Here is a 15,463-nt window from a genome sequence, read left to right on the forward strand (position 1 = left end):
CCAGATAACAAAGCGGGCTCAAAAAAAGCCCGCTTTTTAATGTGATGTATGGCACATTTACAACGTTAGTCGTATGATAAAACCCTCGTTATATTGAGGAATTATCGATTATGTCTTTTCAAAATGTGCTGATGATAGGTTGGCAATATCTGCGCGCATTCGCGCTGCTCTATTTGTGCCTGATCGCGGGGAATATCATTTCAGCACTACTTCCCTTCTCTCTCCCCGGCAGCATTATTGGCTTACTTCTTCTGTTTTGTTTACTCGCATTCCAAATTATTCCCTCACACTGGGTGAAACCAAGCTGTAGCCTGCTGATGAAAAACATGACACTGCTTTTTTTGCCCATCGGCGTAGGAATCATGGATTATTACTCACAACTTAGCCAACAGATGTTTCCAATTCTCCTTTCTTGTATCGTCAGTACCGTTATTATCATGGTTATCGTTGCTTACAGTTCCCACTATATTCATCGTGAACGCGTCATTATTTGTACTAAACCGCAAGAACCCATCCCGACACCAACAACCCCATCACAGCAATTATCACAAGAATCGGAAGAGAAAGAAAAATGTTAAGCCATATTTGGTGGTCACTGCCATTAACTTTAATTGTCTTTTACTTTGCTAAAAAACTAGCAATGCGACTCAAACTGCCTATATTCAATCCGTTATTGATATCAATGGCTGTTATCATTCCCTTGCTGCTCATGACCCATACACCTTACAAGCACTATTTTTCTGGCAGCCGGATATTGAACGATTTGCTGCAACCTGCCGTTGTTGCCTTAGCTTTCCCTCTGTATGAACAACTACATCAAATCCGTGCTCAGTGGAAATCAATTATTAGTATTTGTTTTATTGGCAGTATTGTCGCAATGGTCACGGGAACAGCTATTGCATTATGGGCAGGTGCAACGCCTGAAATTGCAGCCTCTGTTCTACCTAAATCTGTGACCACCCCAATAGCCATGGCTGTGGCCGATTCCATAGGTGGAATTCCTGCCATTAGCGCAGCTTGTGTCATTACGGTAGGTATTTTTGGCGCGGTCTTTGGTCACAATCTATTTAACATGCTAAAAATAAAAACTCAGGCTTCACGAGGGTTGGCTATGGGTACTGCTGCCCATGCGTTGGGAACAGCCCGCTGTGCGGAAATGGATCACATTGAAGGGGCGTACAGCTCACTGGCCTTAATGACCTGCGGCATTATTACCTCACTGATCGCGCCTTTTCTATTTCCGATATTGCTGCATATGTTTGGTTAATCATTCTATTAATGACTATTGCGATCAACAGTAATGGTTTGAGATGATTTTATTCGTTGTAAAACTGTAACAAAAAGGTAAGCGTATTTATCAGGATAGTGAAAATTTGATATAAATCACTAAAATAATATCTTAATTACACAAATTTCATTAATTATATGGCCTTTATCACATTACAAATCTGAATAGACGTCCTAGAATGACCTTCAACCAATTTGGAGATCATTCTATGCAAGCTCGTTTTCACGCTATTTGGTCAGAAATCACGCCTAAACTGCAAAAGGCCCTATTACCTTATATTGGCAACGACGATTTTCCAGCTATGCTGACAGCAGAGCAAGTGGAGTCAATCAAACAGAGCAGCGAATTTGATGATCAGGCACTGGCATTGGCCTTATTGCCACTTTCTGCGGCCTGCTCCCTTGCTCCTATCTCCCATTTTTATGTCGGTGCAATTGCACGGGGAGAAAGTGGCAATCTTTATTTCGGTGCCAATATGGAATTCACTGGAGTGCCATTACAGCAAACCGTCCATGCAGAACAATCAGCCATAACACATGCTTGGTTACATGGTGAGAAGAAGTTGGTTTCCATCACTATCAACTATTCACCTTGCGGTCATTGCCGGCAATTTATGAATGAACTGAATAGTGGAACACAATTGGAAGTTTACCTCCCCAACCGTCCACGATTAACTCTGGCCGATTACCTGCCAGAAGCCTTTGGCCCAGGAGATCTAACCGATACACCATTGCTACTGGATACAGTTAATCATGGCTATCAACTGGCTATCAGTGACGAATTGGTACAAGCTGGATTGGCTGCGGCAAACCGTAGCCATGCACCTTATAGCCAATCCCACTCAGGGATTGCCCTACAGGATGAACAAGGGAAAATTTATACTGGCCGTTATGCGGAAAATGCCGCATTCAACCCAAGCTTGCCACCATTACAGGCAGCGCTGATATTTATGAATATGGCTGGCGGTAATTGTCAATCCATCAAACGGGCCGTCTTGGTGGAAGGCGAAAATAACCATTTATCACAATGGAATGCTACAGAGTCCACATTAACCGCTCTTGGTTGTACAAAAATACAACGGTACACATTTTAAAATAAGAAAAGAGTAGTGACTTAACAAAATGGCAATCCCTCCCTCGATATCGTCCAAGAGGGATAAAATGAAAAAACTAAATAACATTTAATTAGCCAATTCTGTATGTTATCTCTCATTTTTACTCATGATAATCATATTTAAGTAACATTTACTGTACTTATTTTTTTTATCTTCTTAGGATCTGTAGCCGATTTTGTTATTGATAAGTTCAAAGAGTAAGCATCATGGAACTAGAACACGAAAGTAAACGTCCTCTCTATATTCCCTACGCTGGTCCTATCTTGTTGGAATTTCCTCTGTTGAATAAAGGCAGTGCCTTTACAGAAGAAGAACGCAGTAATTTCAACTTACATGGCTTATTGCCGCAGGCCGTTGAAACAATAGAAGAGCAGGCCGAACGCGCCTACCGTCAATATCGCGATTTCAAAAATGACGCTGATAAACACATTTATTTAAGGAATATTCAGGACACCAACGAAACACTGTTCTACCGACTCCTTGACGCCCACCTCAGCGAAATGATGCCTATTATTTACACGCCAACCGTTGGTGAAGCGTGTGAACATTTTTCTGATATTTACCGCCGCGCCCGTGGTCTGTTTATCTCTTACCCAAACAAAGCGTACATTGATGACATGCTGCAAAATGCAACCAAGCAGAATGTCAAAGTTATCGTTGTTACCGATGGTGAGCGCATTCTTGGTCTGGGGGATCAGGGAATCGGTGGCATGGGTATTCCTATCGGTAAACTGTCACTGTATACCTCCTGTGGCGGAATAAGCCCTGCTTACACCCTGCCCGTGGTTCTGGATGTAGGGACAAACAACCCACAACGCCTAAATGATCCACTGTACATGGGCTGGCGCCATCCACGCATTACTGGCAAAGAGTACGATGAATTTGTGGATGAATTTATTCAGGCCGTAAAGCGTCGCTGGCCTAACGTACTGCTGCAATTTGAAGATTTTGCCCAGAACAACGCCATGCCGCTGTTGACCCGCTATCGCAATGAACTTTGTTGCTTCAATGATGACATCCAAGGCACCGCATCCGTTGCCTTGGGTAGCCTGATTGCAGCCAGCCGGGCCGCAGGCCGTCAGTTGAAGGATCAAACCGTGGCATTCCTTGGTGCCGGCTCTGCTGGCTGTGGTATTGCAGAGCAGATCATTGCCCAAATGAAATCGGAAGGATTGAGTGATGAGCAGGCTCGTACCCGTGTGTTCATGGTTGATCGCTTTGGTCTCCTGACAGACAAGCTGCCAAACTTACTGGATTTCCAAAATGCGTTGGTACAAAAAAGCTCTGCCCTGCAATCATGGGATGTCGCCAATGATTCCCTCTCATTGATGGACGTAGTTCGCAACGCCAAGCCTACTGTTTTGATTGGTGTTTCTGGTCAGTCAGGTCTGTTCACTGAAGAGATCATCCGTGAAATGCATAAACATTGTGAACGTCCAGTCGTGATGCCTCTATCCAATCCGACATCACGTGTGGAAGCTCGTCCGGAAGACATCATCAAATGGACGGATGGCAAAGCGCTGGTTGCTACAGGAAGCCCATTTGTACCAGTAAAATATAACGGTCAGGAATACCCCATTGCACAATGCAACAACTCCTATATCTTCCCGGGGATCGGGTTAGGTGTTATCGCTTCCGGTGCTAAACGTGTTACAGATGATATGTTGATGGCTGCCAGCCGTGCATTGGCGGATCGTTCACCGCTGGCGCAAACAGGCTCTGGGCCATTATTGCCGCTGATTGATGATATCCAAGATGTTTCCCGTAAAATAGCCAAAGAAGTGGCAAAAAAAGCCCAGATTCAAGGTGTAGCGATTGTTACATCGGAAGATGCATTGGATGAAGCCATTGAGCGCAATTTCTGGAAACCAGAGTATCGCGTCTATAAACGCACTTCATTCTGATAATATTCTTAATAAGCCTGCCTGTAACCTTGGCAGGCTTTAGTTTCCCAAATGAAATAACGCATATATACCCTTCGTCTTTCAAGTTGCCTTTTTGTTGGCTGCGCTCACTCACCCCGGTCACATAGTTATCTATGCTCCCGGGGATTCGCTCCCTTGCCGCCGCGATGTATCTTGAAATCCATTGGGTATAACACACTAACGCTTGTACCAAAAAATAGATAAACAATCATGCTTAACAAAAATTTTCAGATATTGGCGGTGGTATTTTCACTTAAAGCCTTCATAATAAAAGAGTGAGGTAAAGCGATAAATTATTTTTCTAAAGACCTTTTTTGTCATTAACTTTAATTTAATTTCTTTAGATTTCTTATTTTCAAAAGTTAAAACCCTCTCCTTTATCAAACTATTAATATAATCATGACCTGTAGAAGATTGAACAGATATTAATATAACATTCATATTTCTGGTCATTTATTTTACAGTAAGCTATTCGATTTATATTAATGAAAGCGACCAAAATCGAATCAAGTTAGTTCTGATATCATTCATTCAAAACTTGCTTCGGTATTTCAAGTAAAGTAGCCTTTAGGGCATTAGCTCATCAGCACATATAAGGCAAACAAAAATCATGTTGAAGCGCTTGATTACTGGCCTCATTTTTATCATTGCTGTCCTTATTCTGACAGCTATTATGCTTGATCGTTGGATTGGCTGGAAAACCTCTCCTTACATTTTTGATGATCTCAGGCAACTTCCTGAGCGAAAAGTCGGTATAGTACTTGGCACATCCAAATATTATAAAGGCGGCAGATATAATCAATATTATTTCTACCGGATCCAAGGCGCTGTTAACGCTTATAACAGTGGAAAAGTTAAATATTTGCTATTGAGTGGAGATAACTCTCAACAAAGTTATAATGAGCCACTGACTATGAAGACAGATTTAATCAAGGCAGGAGTTCCAGCCAGCAGAATTGTCATGGATTTTGCTGGTTTCAGGACATTAGACTCGATTGTCAGAACCCAAAAAGTGTTCAATACCGACGATTTTACTATCATTACTCAACGTTTCCATTGTGAACGAGCTGTGTTTATTGCTATGTATTCAGGCATAGAAGCACAGTGTTATGCAGTTCCCTCTCCTAAAAATATGATGATGATTCGTTTCAGAGAAGTATTGGCACGTCTCGGTGCTTTGACTGATCTTTATATTTTAAAACGCGAGCCTCGCTATTTGGGCAAACCAGAGTCCATTCCTACCCAACATAGTGTACCAACAGGAATACAAGGGTATCCTGCGGTATCACCGGAAGAATTACAGGAATTAGAAAGAAAGCCACACAAAAAATAAAAATGGATAACAAATCAATACGATCTGTTTAATCAGTTTTATGCCCTAAATCTTTCAAGTTGCAGTTCGCCTGCCAAACTGCAACTTGAAATCTAGTAGATTCAGAACTATTGGCAAAGTATTTCCCTTAAGACTTACTACCTATAACCTTACCTGCCAAACCCGCTAATTTTGCTGTTAAACTGCGCCAGAGCTTTTCCATTGGCCCTTGAGAATAACGTTTCAACCACCAGCAAGCAAACCAGATACTCAATGCCCAAATAAAGGGAATAAATACCATCAACTCTAAACGGCTAAACTGCTCAAATAACCCAAAGCGATAAAAAATCGTGGTACAAATCAATGTTTGCAACAAATAGCTACTCAGTGCCATTCTCCCGACCTGCCGGAGCCAAAAGGTGATTCTCCAGCACGAAATGGCAGACCAAAATCCATAAATCAACGCGATATAACCCAGTCCAAACAACGGTATTGCCAATTCAGGAATGGTATTGAAGATAGTTGGTAATACAGAATAATTGTCGTGATCTAAATATCGTATTGACAACGCAATACATTGAATCGCCATACCAGCAGGAATTAGGCATAATGCCAATCGGCGGTAATGCCTACGACTAAATTCCCCTTTCAACCAGCCGTTACGCATTAACATTGCACCACAAAGCATAGTACCCGCTATTTGCCAGCCGTATTGCACAATTACCATAACCATCACACCACCTATTTCATTAATGCGGTGTTCTATGGCCCATAATCCACCATACGTTTTCCAGTAGCTTTCATAAAAAATTTCTTCGGGTGCAGTCTGAGCCTGAAACATTGCATTACCTTCTCCTATCAGAAAAAGCGACAGAAGCAAAAGGTAAAGCATCACCACGCCGAACAAATAGAGAATAACCGCTTTACCAAATAACTTTTGACGGGTGTTGATAAAATACCATGCCAGCAAGCCAGCAATGCCATATGACAGCAAAATATCGCCTTCCCACAGCAAAACTCCGTGCAATAAACCAATAACAGCCAAAACCAGTAATCTGGAAATATTTCCATCACGCCCATGCTGCCGAAGCAATTCAAGTGATGCCCCAAACAACAACGCCAAGATGAACCGAAATTTTCCCTCAGCAAAGATGTTCAAAACAGACCATATCGCCACATCAGAAAATGGAACTGAATCTTTATAAAACGGCTTCATACCAGCTTCAGAGAATAAGGCAAAAGAGAAAATATTCAGCAACAATATCCCCAAAATGGCAAAACCACGTAAACTATCAATTGCCTCAATTCTCTTACTCATTACCTCATTCAAGCTACGCTCCATAAAAATAAAAATAGAAATTCATCATGATAAATGCAGATGACGCACGGCTCGCAGGAATTCCTGCCGTGTATTCTGACTGGTTTTAAATAACCCTCCCAGCGAAGTCGTTGTCGTGGTACTGGTTGCATCGCGAATACCGCGCGCTTTCACACAGTAATGGACAGCATCAATGGAAACGGCAACATTATTCGTGCCAAGCAGTGTTTGTAGTGCAATCAGGATTTGCTGTGTCAAACGCTCCTGCACTTGTGGGCGCTGCGCAAAAAACTGGACGATACGATTAATTTTTGATAAACCAATCACTTTATCCTTAGGGATATAAGCAACTGTGGCTTTGCCATCAATAGTGACAAAATGGTGTTCACAAGTGCTGGTCATCGTAATATCACGCACTGTTACCATTTCATCCACTTTCATTTTATTTTCTATCAGCGTAATTTTGGGGAAATTGTTATAGTCCAACCCTGAGAATATTTCATCCACATACATTTTTGCGATACGGCTCGGCGTATCCGCCAAACTGTCATCACTCAGATCGAGATTTAACAGCTTCATAATTTCTGTCATGTGTTCCTCAATGCGCACTTTACGCACCTCTGGCTCCAAAGTTTGTTCACGCAATGGGGTTTCAAGACCACGGGCAATCAGTGCCGAATGCACCAGCTCAGCTTCTGTACTTAGGGATGACATCAGTTTCTCCAAGGTAATACTTTCCGTTAATTGACTTTCTATTAATTGACAGGCAATTGGGAAGTTTATTTTACGAACATATAGTGAATGTAACACCACACAATATCTGTTTATTTTGTTCTACGTATACTGTTTTACGCATCCTGTTCTATGCATATACCGTATGCGCGCACAACTATACCGATTATACCTGTACATCATCAATCACCCAGATCAGAGTGATTCACGACGAGTATTGGTGCGATAAAATACCAATAACCCGGCAATAAGCAATCCAATAAATGCAATATACAAAGCAGGTTCCAATTTACCTGTCAACCATGTCGAAGCAGCTGATAACATTGGCCCTACCAATTGCCCCAGCGCATAGCCCGTGGTCAACAGTCCCGCCATATAACGGGCATGATTGGGAGCCAATTCACAACCATACTGCAAAGCCAGCTGTACCACACACATAAATCCGCCGCCTACCAGCAATGCACCAATCATCAATCCACTAATACCTGGCAATATTTCCGCAATCAGAATGCCCAACGCCTGAAGCCATAACATAAACGCCAAACGGATTTGAGGTGTAGATACATTGCGCAGAAAAATTCCCAGCATAATGCCAATGACCGATGCGCCACCAAATATTGGCCAGACAAATTGAGCAAACAAGCTATCAGGAAAACGCTCTGTCGCCATTTGAGAAAGAAATGTCGCAGGCAAAATATAACCAAACCCAGCCAGACTATAGCTCCACACCAATCGCTTGATTTCCGGTGTTAGGCTCAGGGCTTGGATCGCAGTTTGCGGACGATGCAATTCACCATTGCGGGGCAGATGGCAGCTGACGTAAATACTGAACAACAGCGCCAAAATGCCATATAGCAGCCATGCACTGGCTGCGCTCATCTGCCAAGATTGGATGCCAATTGCCAGTATGCCACTGATAAAGATCCCGATTCCTGGCCCCGAAAAAACAGCCGCACTCAATCCCGGGCGGTTCAACCTTCCCAATTCCTCATTTGCCCATGCAGCTACCAGTACCAACGACCAACCACTTGCCCAGCCAATAAAAAAACGGGCAATACTGTGCAATATCGGCCCATTCAACAATGCAGAAAGCAAAGTGATAACTACAGCTCCCCATAATCCGCTCCACAAGCGGTATTCCACACAACGCTGCGCCCGCATTGCATCATAAGAACCTGCCAGATAACCGAGGTAATTGAATGCTGCAACGATTCCCGCCCCTGTTAATGTGAGTTGGGATTCTGCGATCATCAATGGAACTTGTGGGGTAAAAGTGAAACGTCCTATCCCCATTGCTACAACCAAAGCGAGAAAACCGCTTAATGCAATCTGAAAAGCTTGATAGTTACGACTCTGAGGTGCAACAATTTGATTTCTCATAGTGATTAAATAGTAATGGAACTAGTTGTGTTAGCAGGCTTTATGCGTTTATAACAAATCATAAATATAATATACATCTTTTCTTAACTCCCTTTTTCTTTACAGCCAGCAACATTTCCCATCAACGCAATCTTTGCCATAATGCATTCAATGCAGAAATAATTGTTTCAAAAATAAATGCTTGTCCACAATCTGTGATAACCGCAATGTGCGGCATATAGGGAGTTTCTTATGGATCACTGTCATACTTCAGGCTTAATCTCACTTAAACAGGCACTGGAAAAATTACTGGCACAAACTGTCCCCCTGACTGCTATCCCTCTGGTAACTACAGAAACTATTAACCTGACCGAATCTACGGGTCGAATTACTGCTACTGACATCATTTCCCCAATCAACGTCCCCCCTTTTGATAATTCAGCAATGGATGGTTATGCCGTCCGTCTTGCCGATCTTAATGAAAATCAGATCTTGCCAGTGGCAGGAAAAGTGTTGGCTGGTGTGCCATTTCAAGGGGAATGGCCAACAGGCAATTGCATCCGCATTATGACTGGTGCCCCCATTCCTTCTGGCGCTGATGCCGTTGTAATGCAAGAGCAAACTGAGGTCACTGAAACGGGAGTTTTCTTCTCGCATCCGGTAAAACAGGGGCAAAACATTCGTACCATTGGGGAAGATATCACCCAAAATGCAGTAGTACTGCCACAAGGAACCAAGCTTTCCACTGCACAATTACCGCTGGTTGCTTCACTAGGCATTACAACTGTTGATGTTGTCCGCAAACTGAAAGTTGCCATTTTTTCTACCGGTGACGAGTTACAAACCATCGGAGAACCCTTACAGGCAGGGCAAATTTACGATACCAACCGATTTGCTGTTCGCATAATGCTGGAAAAACTGGACTGTGAAGTTATCGATTTGGGCATGATCCGCGATGCCCCTGATACCTTGCGCCAAACTTTTATCGAAGCAGATAAACAAGCTGATTTAGTGATCAGCAGCGGTGGTGTTTCTGTTGGTGAAGCGGATTACACCAAACAGATTTTAGATAAAATAGGAAAAATCAGTTTTTGGAAACTCGCCATTAAACCCGGTAAACCTTTTGCCTTTGGTAAATTGGAAAATGCTTGGTTCTGCGGCTTGCCGGGCAATCCCGTTTCTGCCGTGCTCACATTCTATCAATTGGTGCAACCATTGATTGCCCATCTATCGGGTTTCACCACATGGCAATCGCCTGTACGCCTGACAGCCAAAACTACAACGCCATTGAAAAAAACCCCCGGCAGATTGGATTTCCAACGCGGTATCGCTGCCATCAATAAAAACGGAGAACTAGAGGTACAAACCACAGGACATCAGGGTTCCCATATCTTTAGTTCCTATAGTCTCGGTAACTGTTTTATCGTCTTGGAGCGGGAACGTGGACACATTGCAGCGGGTGAAACAGTACAAATCGAATTTTTCAACCACTTACTGAAAAATCAATAAGATAATAAACAATGACTACCGAACTGACCGATGAAGAAACCTTGCGTTATAACCGACAAATTGTCTTGCGTGGTTTTGATTTCGACAGGCAGGAAAAACTAAAATCTGCCAAGGTGCTGATAGTTGGTGCGGGAGGCCTCGGTTGCTCGGCTTCCCAATATCTTGCTGCGGCTGGCATTGGAACAATTTCCCTGCTGGATTTTGATACGGTTTCCCTTTCCAATCTACAACGGCAAATTCTCCACCGCGATAAGCGCATTGGTATGGCAAAAGTGCATTCTGCGGCACTGACCCTGCGGGAGATCAATCCACACGTCACTATCAATCCCATAGAAGAACTATTGGATGATCCAGTATTAGATGAATTAATCAACCAACACGAAATTGTGCTCGATTGTACAGATAACGTTGCCATCCGCGAACAACTCAATCATCTGTGTCATGGACGTAAAATACCATTGGTTTCTGGTGCAGCCATTCGTATGGAAGGCCAGCTTTCTGTCTTTACTTACCAACCGGAAGAACCTTGTTATCGCTGCCTGAGCCGTTTATTTGGTGAAAACAGTCTGACTTGCGTTGAGGCGGGGGTAATGGCACCGCTAGTAGGAACTATCGGTTCCTTACAGGCGATGGAAACAATTAAGCTACTGACTCAATATGGAAAAAGCTGTCATGGTAAGGTGATACTATTCGATGCCATGACAATGCAATTTCGGGAAATAAAATTGCCTAAAGATCCTCAATGTGAGATTTGTCGGATTCATTGAGCATATCCCTTATGAATTTCAAGATGCAGCCAACAAAGCTGCAACTTGAAAGACGATGGGTATAGTCCCGTAAAATCATCGGGGCTATTAACTTCACATCAGGTAAAATTATTCAGCAATCCCTTGACTGCTCAGATACTCATCGTAAGTACCTTTAAAATCAACAACCTTATTGGATTTAATTTCCAGAATACGGCTGGCCAGTGAACTAACAAATGCGCGGTCATGGGAGACGAAAACCAACGTTCCTTGGTAAAGTTCCAGCGCAAGGTTCAAAGATTCAATGGACTCCATATCCAAGTGGTTGGTTGGTTCGTCCATGAGCAGAATGTTAGGCTTGTGCATCATCAGCTTGCCGAACAGCATACGGCCCTGTTCACCACCGGAAAGCACACCAACTTTCTTCTTGATATCATCCTGACCAAACAGCAAACGACCGAGAATACCCCGCACTGCCTGTTCATCATCGCCTTCGCGCTTCCATTGGCTCATCCATTCAAAGACCGTCATATCACAGTCAAAATCACTGGCGTGATCCTGCGCATAATAGCCAATGGTGCTGTTTTCAGACCATTTGATCGTACCGCTGTTTGGATTTTCTTCACCAATCAGCGTTTTCAGGAATGTCGTTTTACCGATACCGTTTTCACCGATTACCGCCATCTTTTCGCCGACTTCCATCAGCAGATTCAGGTTTTTGAACAGTGGGCCATTATTATAACCCTTGGTCAAACTTTCCAATTCCAGTGCATTACGGAACAGTTTCTTATCCTGATCAAAACGGATATAAGGATTCTGACGGCTGGAAGCCTTCACTTCTACTAACTGGATCTTATCAATCTGACGGGCACGAGAAGTTGCCTGTTTAGATTTGGAAGCGTTAGCACTAAAACGGCTAACGAAAGACTGCAATTCAGCAATCTGTGCCTTTTTCTTCGCATTATCTGCTTGCAGACGCTCGCGAGCTTGTGTTGCCGCGATCATATACTCATCATAGTTGCCAGGGAACAAACGCAGTTCACCATAATCCAAATCAGCCATATGAGTACATACGGTATTCAGGAAATGGCGGTCATGGGAAATAATGATCATGGTGCTGTTACGTTCGTTGAGCACTTGCTCCAACCAGCGGATAGTATCGATATCCAAGTTGTTGGTTGGCTCATCGAGCAGCAGAACATCAGGATTGGAAAACAGTGCCTGCGCCAGCAATACACGCAATTTCCAGCCCGGAGCTACTGCACTCATCAAGCCATAATGCAGCTCTACGGGAATACCGACACCCAGCAACAATTCGCCAGCACGCGCTTCAGCACTGTAACCATCCATCTCACCATAAGCGACTTCCAGATCAGCCACACGATAGCCATCTTCTTCACTCATTTCTGCCATCGCATAAATGCGGTCACGTTCCTGTTTGACTTCCCACAGTTCCTTGTGCCCCATGATGACGGTATCCAACACGGTATATTCTTCGAAAGCAAACTGATCCTGACGTAACTTACCCAGACGCTCATTAGGATCAAGGCTGACATTACCGGAAGTTGCGATTAAATCTCCGCCCAAGATTTTCATGAAAGTAGATTTACCTGCCCCATTCGCACCAATCAAACCATAACGGTTGCCGTTGCCGAATTTGACAGAAATGTTTTCAAACAGTGGCTTGCTGCCAAACTGCATAGTAATGTTGTTTGTACTTAACACAACTGTTGCTCTTAAAGTGAGTAAAAAGGGAGTTTATAAAATCGATAGCCGCACATTATGCCACAACAGGAAAAAAGTATCGCCAGAATGCGTTACCTATCTGTAAAATCAGAGTGACACATTAAGTAATATACTGAATGTTAAGACTCAACAATTTGATATACCGGAAAAACACAATGCAAAAAGTAAGATGGGGTATTATAGGTTGTGGTAATGTCACTGAAGTAAAAAGTGGCCCTGCTTTTTATAAATTGGAAAATGCTGAATTAGTCGCAGTCATGCGCCGCAATGCAGATTTAGCTAAAGATTTTGCTGAACGGCACAATGTCCGAAAATGGTATTCGGATGCCGAATCTCTGATTAATGATCCGGAAATTGATGCTGTTTACATTGCTACCCCGCCCTCATCCCATAAAAAATATACTATTTTGGCAGCACAAGCCGGAAAAAGTGTTTATGTTGAAAAACCCATGGCATTAACATTCGAAGAATGCAACGAAATGATTGCCATCTGCCGATTTCAAAAAGTCCCACTATTCGTCGCTTATTATCGCAGAGCGTTGCCTAGGTTTATCAAAATAAAAGAGTTAATTGACTCTGGAAAAATTGGTACACCACGAATTGTAAATTGTATGCAATTCAGAGAAATGGCTTCTATCTATCAGGATCCTGATAATTTACCATGGTTTGTAAAACCAGAAATATCTGGTGGTGGCTTATTTGTTGATTTAGCTTGCCATACACTTGATATATTGGATTTTCTGCTTGGTAAAATTATCTCAGTAAAAGGCCATGCCAACTCACAGGCAAAAGCTTATCCTGCCGAAGATTGTGTTTCCATGTCATTTATGTTCGAGAATCATATCCAAGGTGTTGGAATTTGGAATTTTGTCGCCGGCTCTCGTGAAGATAAAGTCGAAATTATCGGGACAAAAGGAAAAATAATTTTTGCAACATTTGGCGATTCTCCTATTTCATACTATGATGAGAACAACCAACTACATCAATATCATTTCGAAAACCCGAAACATATTCAAATGCCGTTAATTCAGTCAGTTATTAACGAAATACAAGGTAATGACAGTTGCCCATCCAATGGAGAATCAGCCGCCCGCACTAACTGGGTTATTGATGAGGTACTAAAAGGATATATTAACCACCAAGGGCTAATTTGATAGTTAATATATTATTTTTAGTTCACAAAGCAACCGCCATGGTTCTACTTACTTCTTGATACCCTTCTCTTGCATAAAAGCGTATTGCATCAACATTCTTAGATAATACACTCAGTTCAAGATGTGAATAATGGTTTTCCTGCGCCCACCTTTTTATTCCAGCCAGTAACTTCTGACCGATTCCGAGATTTCTGGCATCTGGACTGACAACTAAATCGATAACGTAGCCATAAATTCTGGGGACAATACAGTTAAAAGGAAGTGTCTTTTGCTCCTGTGCAATGGAAAAACCTTTAATATCGCCATTTTCATCTTCCGCAACGAGCAAGTGAAACTTATCATTATTGACACTGGAAACAATGAAATCTCTGTCTTGTTCAGTGGATTTCAATCTATCTGGCTGCAACGCAGACATTTCACTGAACAATATATTATAGAGAGATAAAATAGTCTCAATGTCCTGCATAGAAGCTGTTCTTATTACCATAATATTTTTCCGAGTTTTCCAATTAGTTAATTCTCAATCAATTAGTATAGGTTTTTACTGAAGGAACTGTGTAATCATTAAAGCGATCAAGTAATAAAGCAGGATCTTGTTCAACAATTGTCATATGGCGATATTTTTCTTGCAGGAATTGCTCATCAGCCATTTTATTAAACATGGAAATCAGGGAGTCATAAAATTGATTAATATTGAGGATGCCACAAGGCTTGCTGTTCAAGCCAATCATACTCCAAGTCAAAACCTCACTGAATTCTTCCAATGTACCAAATCCCCCCGGCAAAGCCACAAAACCCTCTACCAGTTCGATCATTTTGCTTTTGCGCTGATGCATGGTTTCCACAACATGGAGTTCAGATAGGCTCTTATGGGAAATTTCTCGCTCTTCCAGCAACGTTGGGATCACTCCAATAACTTTACCGTCTTCTTTCAGAACAGTATCCGCTACAATCCCCATGATCCCTACACTGGCGCCACCATAAACTAAAGTAATACCACGTTTAACTAGCTCTTTCGAAAAACATACCGTACTTTCTTTATAAATTTCAGATACACCCAAACTTGAGCCACAATAAACTACAATACTATTTACAGAACCATTTATTTATAAGGAACTTTTCACCATAACCTCTTTCATTGCCAAATTCCATTATTGTTGTTTTAATTTCTTATTATACGATAGCCTAACAAGCATACAACTAATAATACAGTTGAGTTATATCTGTTTCACTGCGAAGATGACACCCTTTAAATAACAT

14 protein-coding genes are annotated in these 15,463 nt (G+C 42.3%); 8 read left to right on the forward strand and 6 right to left on the reverse strand.

Annotation, left to right across the window (positions count from 1 at the left end; all coding sequences use genetic code 11):
- The first annotated feature begins 110 nt into the window (after positions 1-110).
- The 5 genes from PSI23_RS06690 to sanA all read left to right on the forward strand — a co-directional run bounded on the left by PSI23_RS06690 (position 111) and on the right by sanA (position 5,660).
- A complete protein-coding gene (locus tag PSI23_RS06690) occupies positions 111-578 on the forward strand; it encodes a CidA/LrgA family protein (protein ID WP_273554346.1) in 468 nt (155 codons plus the stop codon).
- On the forward strand, positions 572-1,267 hold the full coding sequence (locus PSI23_RS06695) for a CidB/LrgB family autolysis modulator (protein WP_273554347.1): 696 nt from the start codon (positions 572-574) through the stop codon (positions 1,265-1,267). The genes PSI23_RS06690 and PSI23_RS06695 overlap by 7 nt, the downstream gene beginning before the upstream one ends.
- Before the next feature lie 229 nt (positions 1,268-1,496).
- The gene (cdd, locus tag PSI23_RS06700; RefSeq protein ID WP_273554348.1) at positions 1,497-2,381 is read left to right on the forward strand and encodes a cytidine deaminase; all 885 of its coding nucleotides are present in this window, start codon (positions 1,497-1,499) and stop codon (positions 2,379-2,381) included.
- Between the two features lie 227 nt (positions 2,382-2,608).
- Complete coding sequence (locus PSI23_RS06705; protein ID WP_273554349.1) at positions 2,609-4,306, forward strand: NAD-dependent malic enzyme; 1,698 nt, start codon at positions 2,609-2,611, stop codon at positions 4,304-4,306.
- Positions 4,307-4,937: 631 nt separating this feature from the next.
- Complete coding sequence (gene sanA, locus PSI23_RS06710) at positions 4,938-5,660, forward strand: outer membrane permeability protein SanA (protein ID WP_273554350.1); 723 nt, start codon at positions 4,938-4,940, stop codon at positions 5,658-5,660.
- Between the two features lie 127 nt (positions 5,661-5,787).
- On the opposite strand, the gene yeiB is transcribed toward sanA, so the two are convergent.
- The 3 genes from yeiB to PSI23_RS06725 form a co-directional block, all read right to left on the reverse strand.
- The gene (yeiB, locus tag PSI23_RS06715; RefSeq protein ID WP_273554351.1) at positions 5,788-6,957 is read right to left on the reverse strand and encodes a DUF418 domain-containing protein YeiB; all 1,170 of its coding nucleotides are present in this window, start codon (positions 6,955-6,957) and stop codon (positions 5,788-5,790) included.
- Between the two features lie 45 nt (positions 6,958-7,002).
- The gene (gene folE, locus PSI23_RS06720; protein ID WP_273554352.1) at positions 7,003-7,671 is read right to left on the reverse strand and encodes a GTP cyclohydrolase I FolE; all 669 of its coding nucleotides are present in this window, start codon (positions 7,669-7,671) and stop codon (positions 7,003-7,005) included.
- Between the two features lie 213 nt (positions 7,672-7,884).
- Complete coding sequence (locus PSI23_RS06725) at positions 7,885-9,069, reverse strand: YbfB/YjiJ family MFS transporter (protein WP_273554353.1); 1,185 nt, start codon at positions 9,067-9,069, stop codon at positions 7,885-7,887.
- A 231-nt stretch (positions 9,070-9,300) separates the two neighbouring features.
- On the opposite strand from PSI23_RS06725, the gene moeA reads away from it, so the two are divergent.
- Both moeA and moeB read left to right on the forward strand, forming a co-directional pair.
- The gene (moeA, locus tag PSI23_RS06730; RefSeq protein ID WP_273554354.1) at positions 9,301-10,557 is read left to right on the forward strand and encodes a molybdopterin molybdotransferase MoeA; all 1,257 of its coding nucleotides are present in this window, start codon (positions 9,301-9,303) and stop codon (positions 10,555-10,557) included.
- A gap of 11 nt (positions 10,558-10,568) precedes the next feature.
- Positions 10,569-11,324: a molybdopterin-synthase adenylyltransferase MoeB gene (moeB, locus tag PSI23_RS06735; protein ID WP_273554355.1), complete on the forward strand. Its 756-nt coding sequence runs from the start codon at positions 10,569-10,571 to the stop codon at positions 11,322-11,324.
- A gap of 108 nt (positions 11,325-11,432) precedes the next feature.
- Here moeB and PSI23_RS06740 read toward each other — a convergent pair whose 3' ends face one another.
- Complete coding sequence (locus tag PSI23_RS06740) at positions 11,433-13,028, reverse strand: ABC-F family ATPase (RefSeq protein WP_273554356.1); 1,596 nt, start codon at positions 13,026-13,028, stop codon at positions 11,433-11,435.
- Positions 13,029-13,204: 176 nt separating this feature from the next.
- Between PSI23_RS06740 and PSI23_RS06745 the strand changes: the two genes are divergently transcribed.
- On the forward strand, positions 13,205-14,203 hold the full coding sequence (locus tag PSI23_RS06745) for a Gfo/Idh/MocA family protein (RefSeq protein WP_273554357.1): 999 nt from the start codon (positions 13,205-13,207) through the stop codon (positions 14,201-14,203).
- A gap of 22 nt (positions 14,204-14,225) precedes the next feature.
- On the opposite strand, the gene PSI23_RS06750 is transcribed toward PSI23_RS06745, so the two are convergent.
- Together PSI23_RS06750 and PSI23_RS06755 are read right to left on the reverse strand one after the other, a co-directional pair.
- Positions 14,226-14,690: a GNAT family N-acetyltransferase gene (locus PSI23_RS06750; RefSeq protein ID WP_273554358.1), complete on the reverse strand. Its 465-nt coding sequence runs from the start codon at positions 14,688-14,690 to the stop codon at positions 14,226-14,228.
- Positions 14,691-14,727: 37 nt separating this feature from the next.
- Complete coding sequence (locus PSI23_RS06755; protein WP_273554390.1) at positions 14,728-15,309, reverse strand: LOG family protein; 582 nt, start codon at positions 15,307-15,309, stop codon at positions 14,728-14,730.
- Positions 15,310-15,463: the final 154 nt, after the last annotated feature.

The sequence above is a fragment of the Xenorhabdus yunnanensis genome (assembly GCF_028598805.1).
GTDB lineage: Bacteria > Pseudomonadota > Gammaproteobacteria > Enterobacterales > Enterobacteriaceae > Xenorhabdus > Xenorhabdus yunnanensis.

Coding starts and splice junctions, on each gene's coding strand:
- PSI23_RS06690 (WP_273554346.1), top strand. CDS start 111: ATGTCTTTTCAAAATGTGCTGATGATAGGTTGGCAATATCTGCGCGCA.
- PSI23_RS06695 (WP_273554347.1), top strand. CDS start 572: ATGTTAAGCCATATTTGGTGGTCACTGCCATTAACTTTAATTGTCTTT.
- cdd (WP_273554348.1), top strand. CDS start 1,497: ATGCAAGCTCGTTTTCACGCTATTTGGTCAGAAATCACGCCTAAACTG.
- PSI23_RS06705 (WP_273554349.1), top strand. CDS start 2,609: ATGGAACTAGAACACGAAAGTAAACGTCCTCTCTATATTCCCTACGCT.
- sanA (WP_273554350.1), top strand. CDS start 4,938: ATGTTGAAGCGCTTGATTACTGGCCTCATTTTTATCATTGCTGTCCTT.
- yeiB (WP_273554351.1), bottom strand. CDS start 6,957: ATGAGTAAGAGAATTGAGGCAATTGATAGTTTACGTGGTTTTGCCATT.
- folE (WP_273554352.1), bottom strand. CDS start 7,671: ATGTCATCCCTAAGTACAGAAGCTGAGCTGGTGCATTCGGCACTGATT.
- PSI23_RS06725 (WP_273554353.1), bottom strand. CDS start 9,069: ATGAGAAATCAAATTGTTGCACCTCAGAGTCGTAACTATCAAGCTTTT.
- moeA (WP_273554354.1), top strand. CDS start 9,301: ATGGATCACTGTCATACTTCAGGCTTAATCTCACTTAAACAGGCACTG.
- moeB (WP_273554355.1), top strand. CDS start 10,569: ATGACTACCGAACTGACCGATGAAGAAACCTTGCGTTATAACCGACAA.
- PSI23_RS06745 (WP_273554357.1), top strand. CDS start 13,205: ATGCAAAAAGTAAGATGGGGTATTATAGGTTGTGGTAATGTCACTGAA.
- PSI23_RS06750 (WP_273554358.1), bottom strand. CDS start 14,690: ATGGTAATAAGAACAGCTTCTATGCAGGACATTGAGACTATTTTATCT.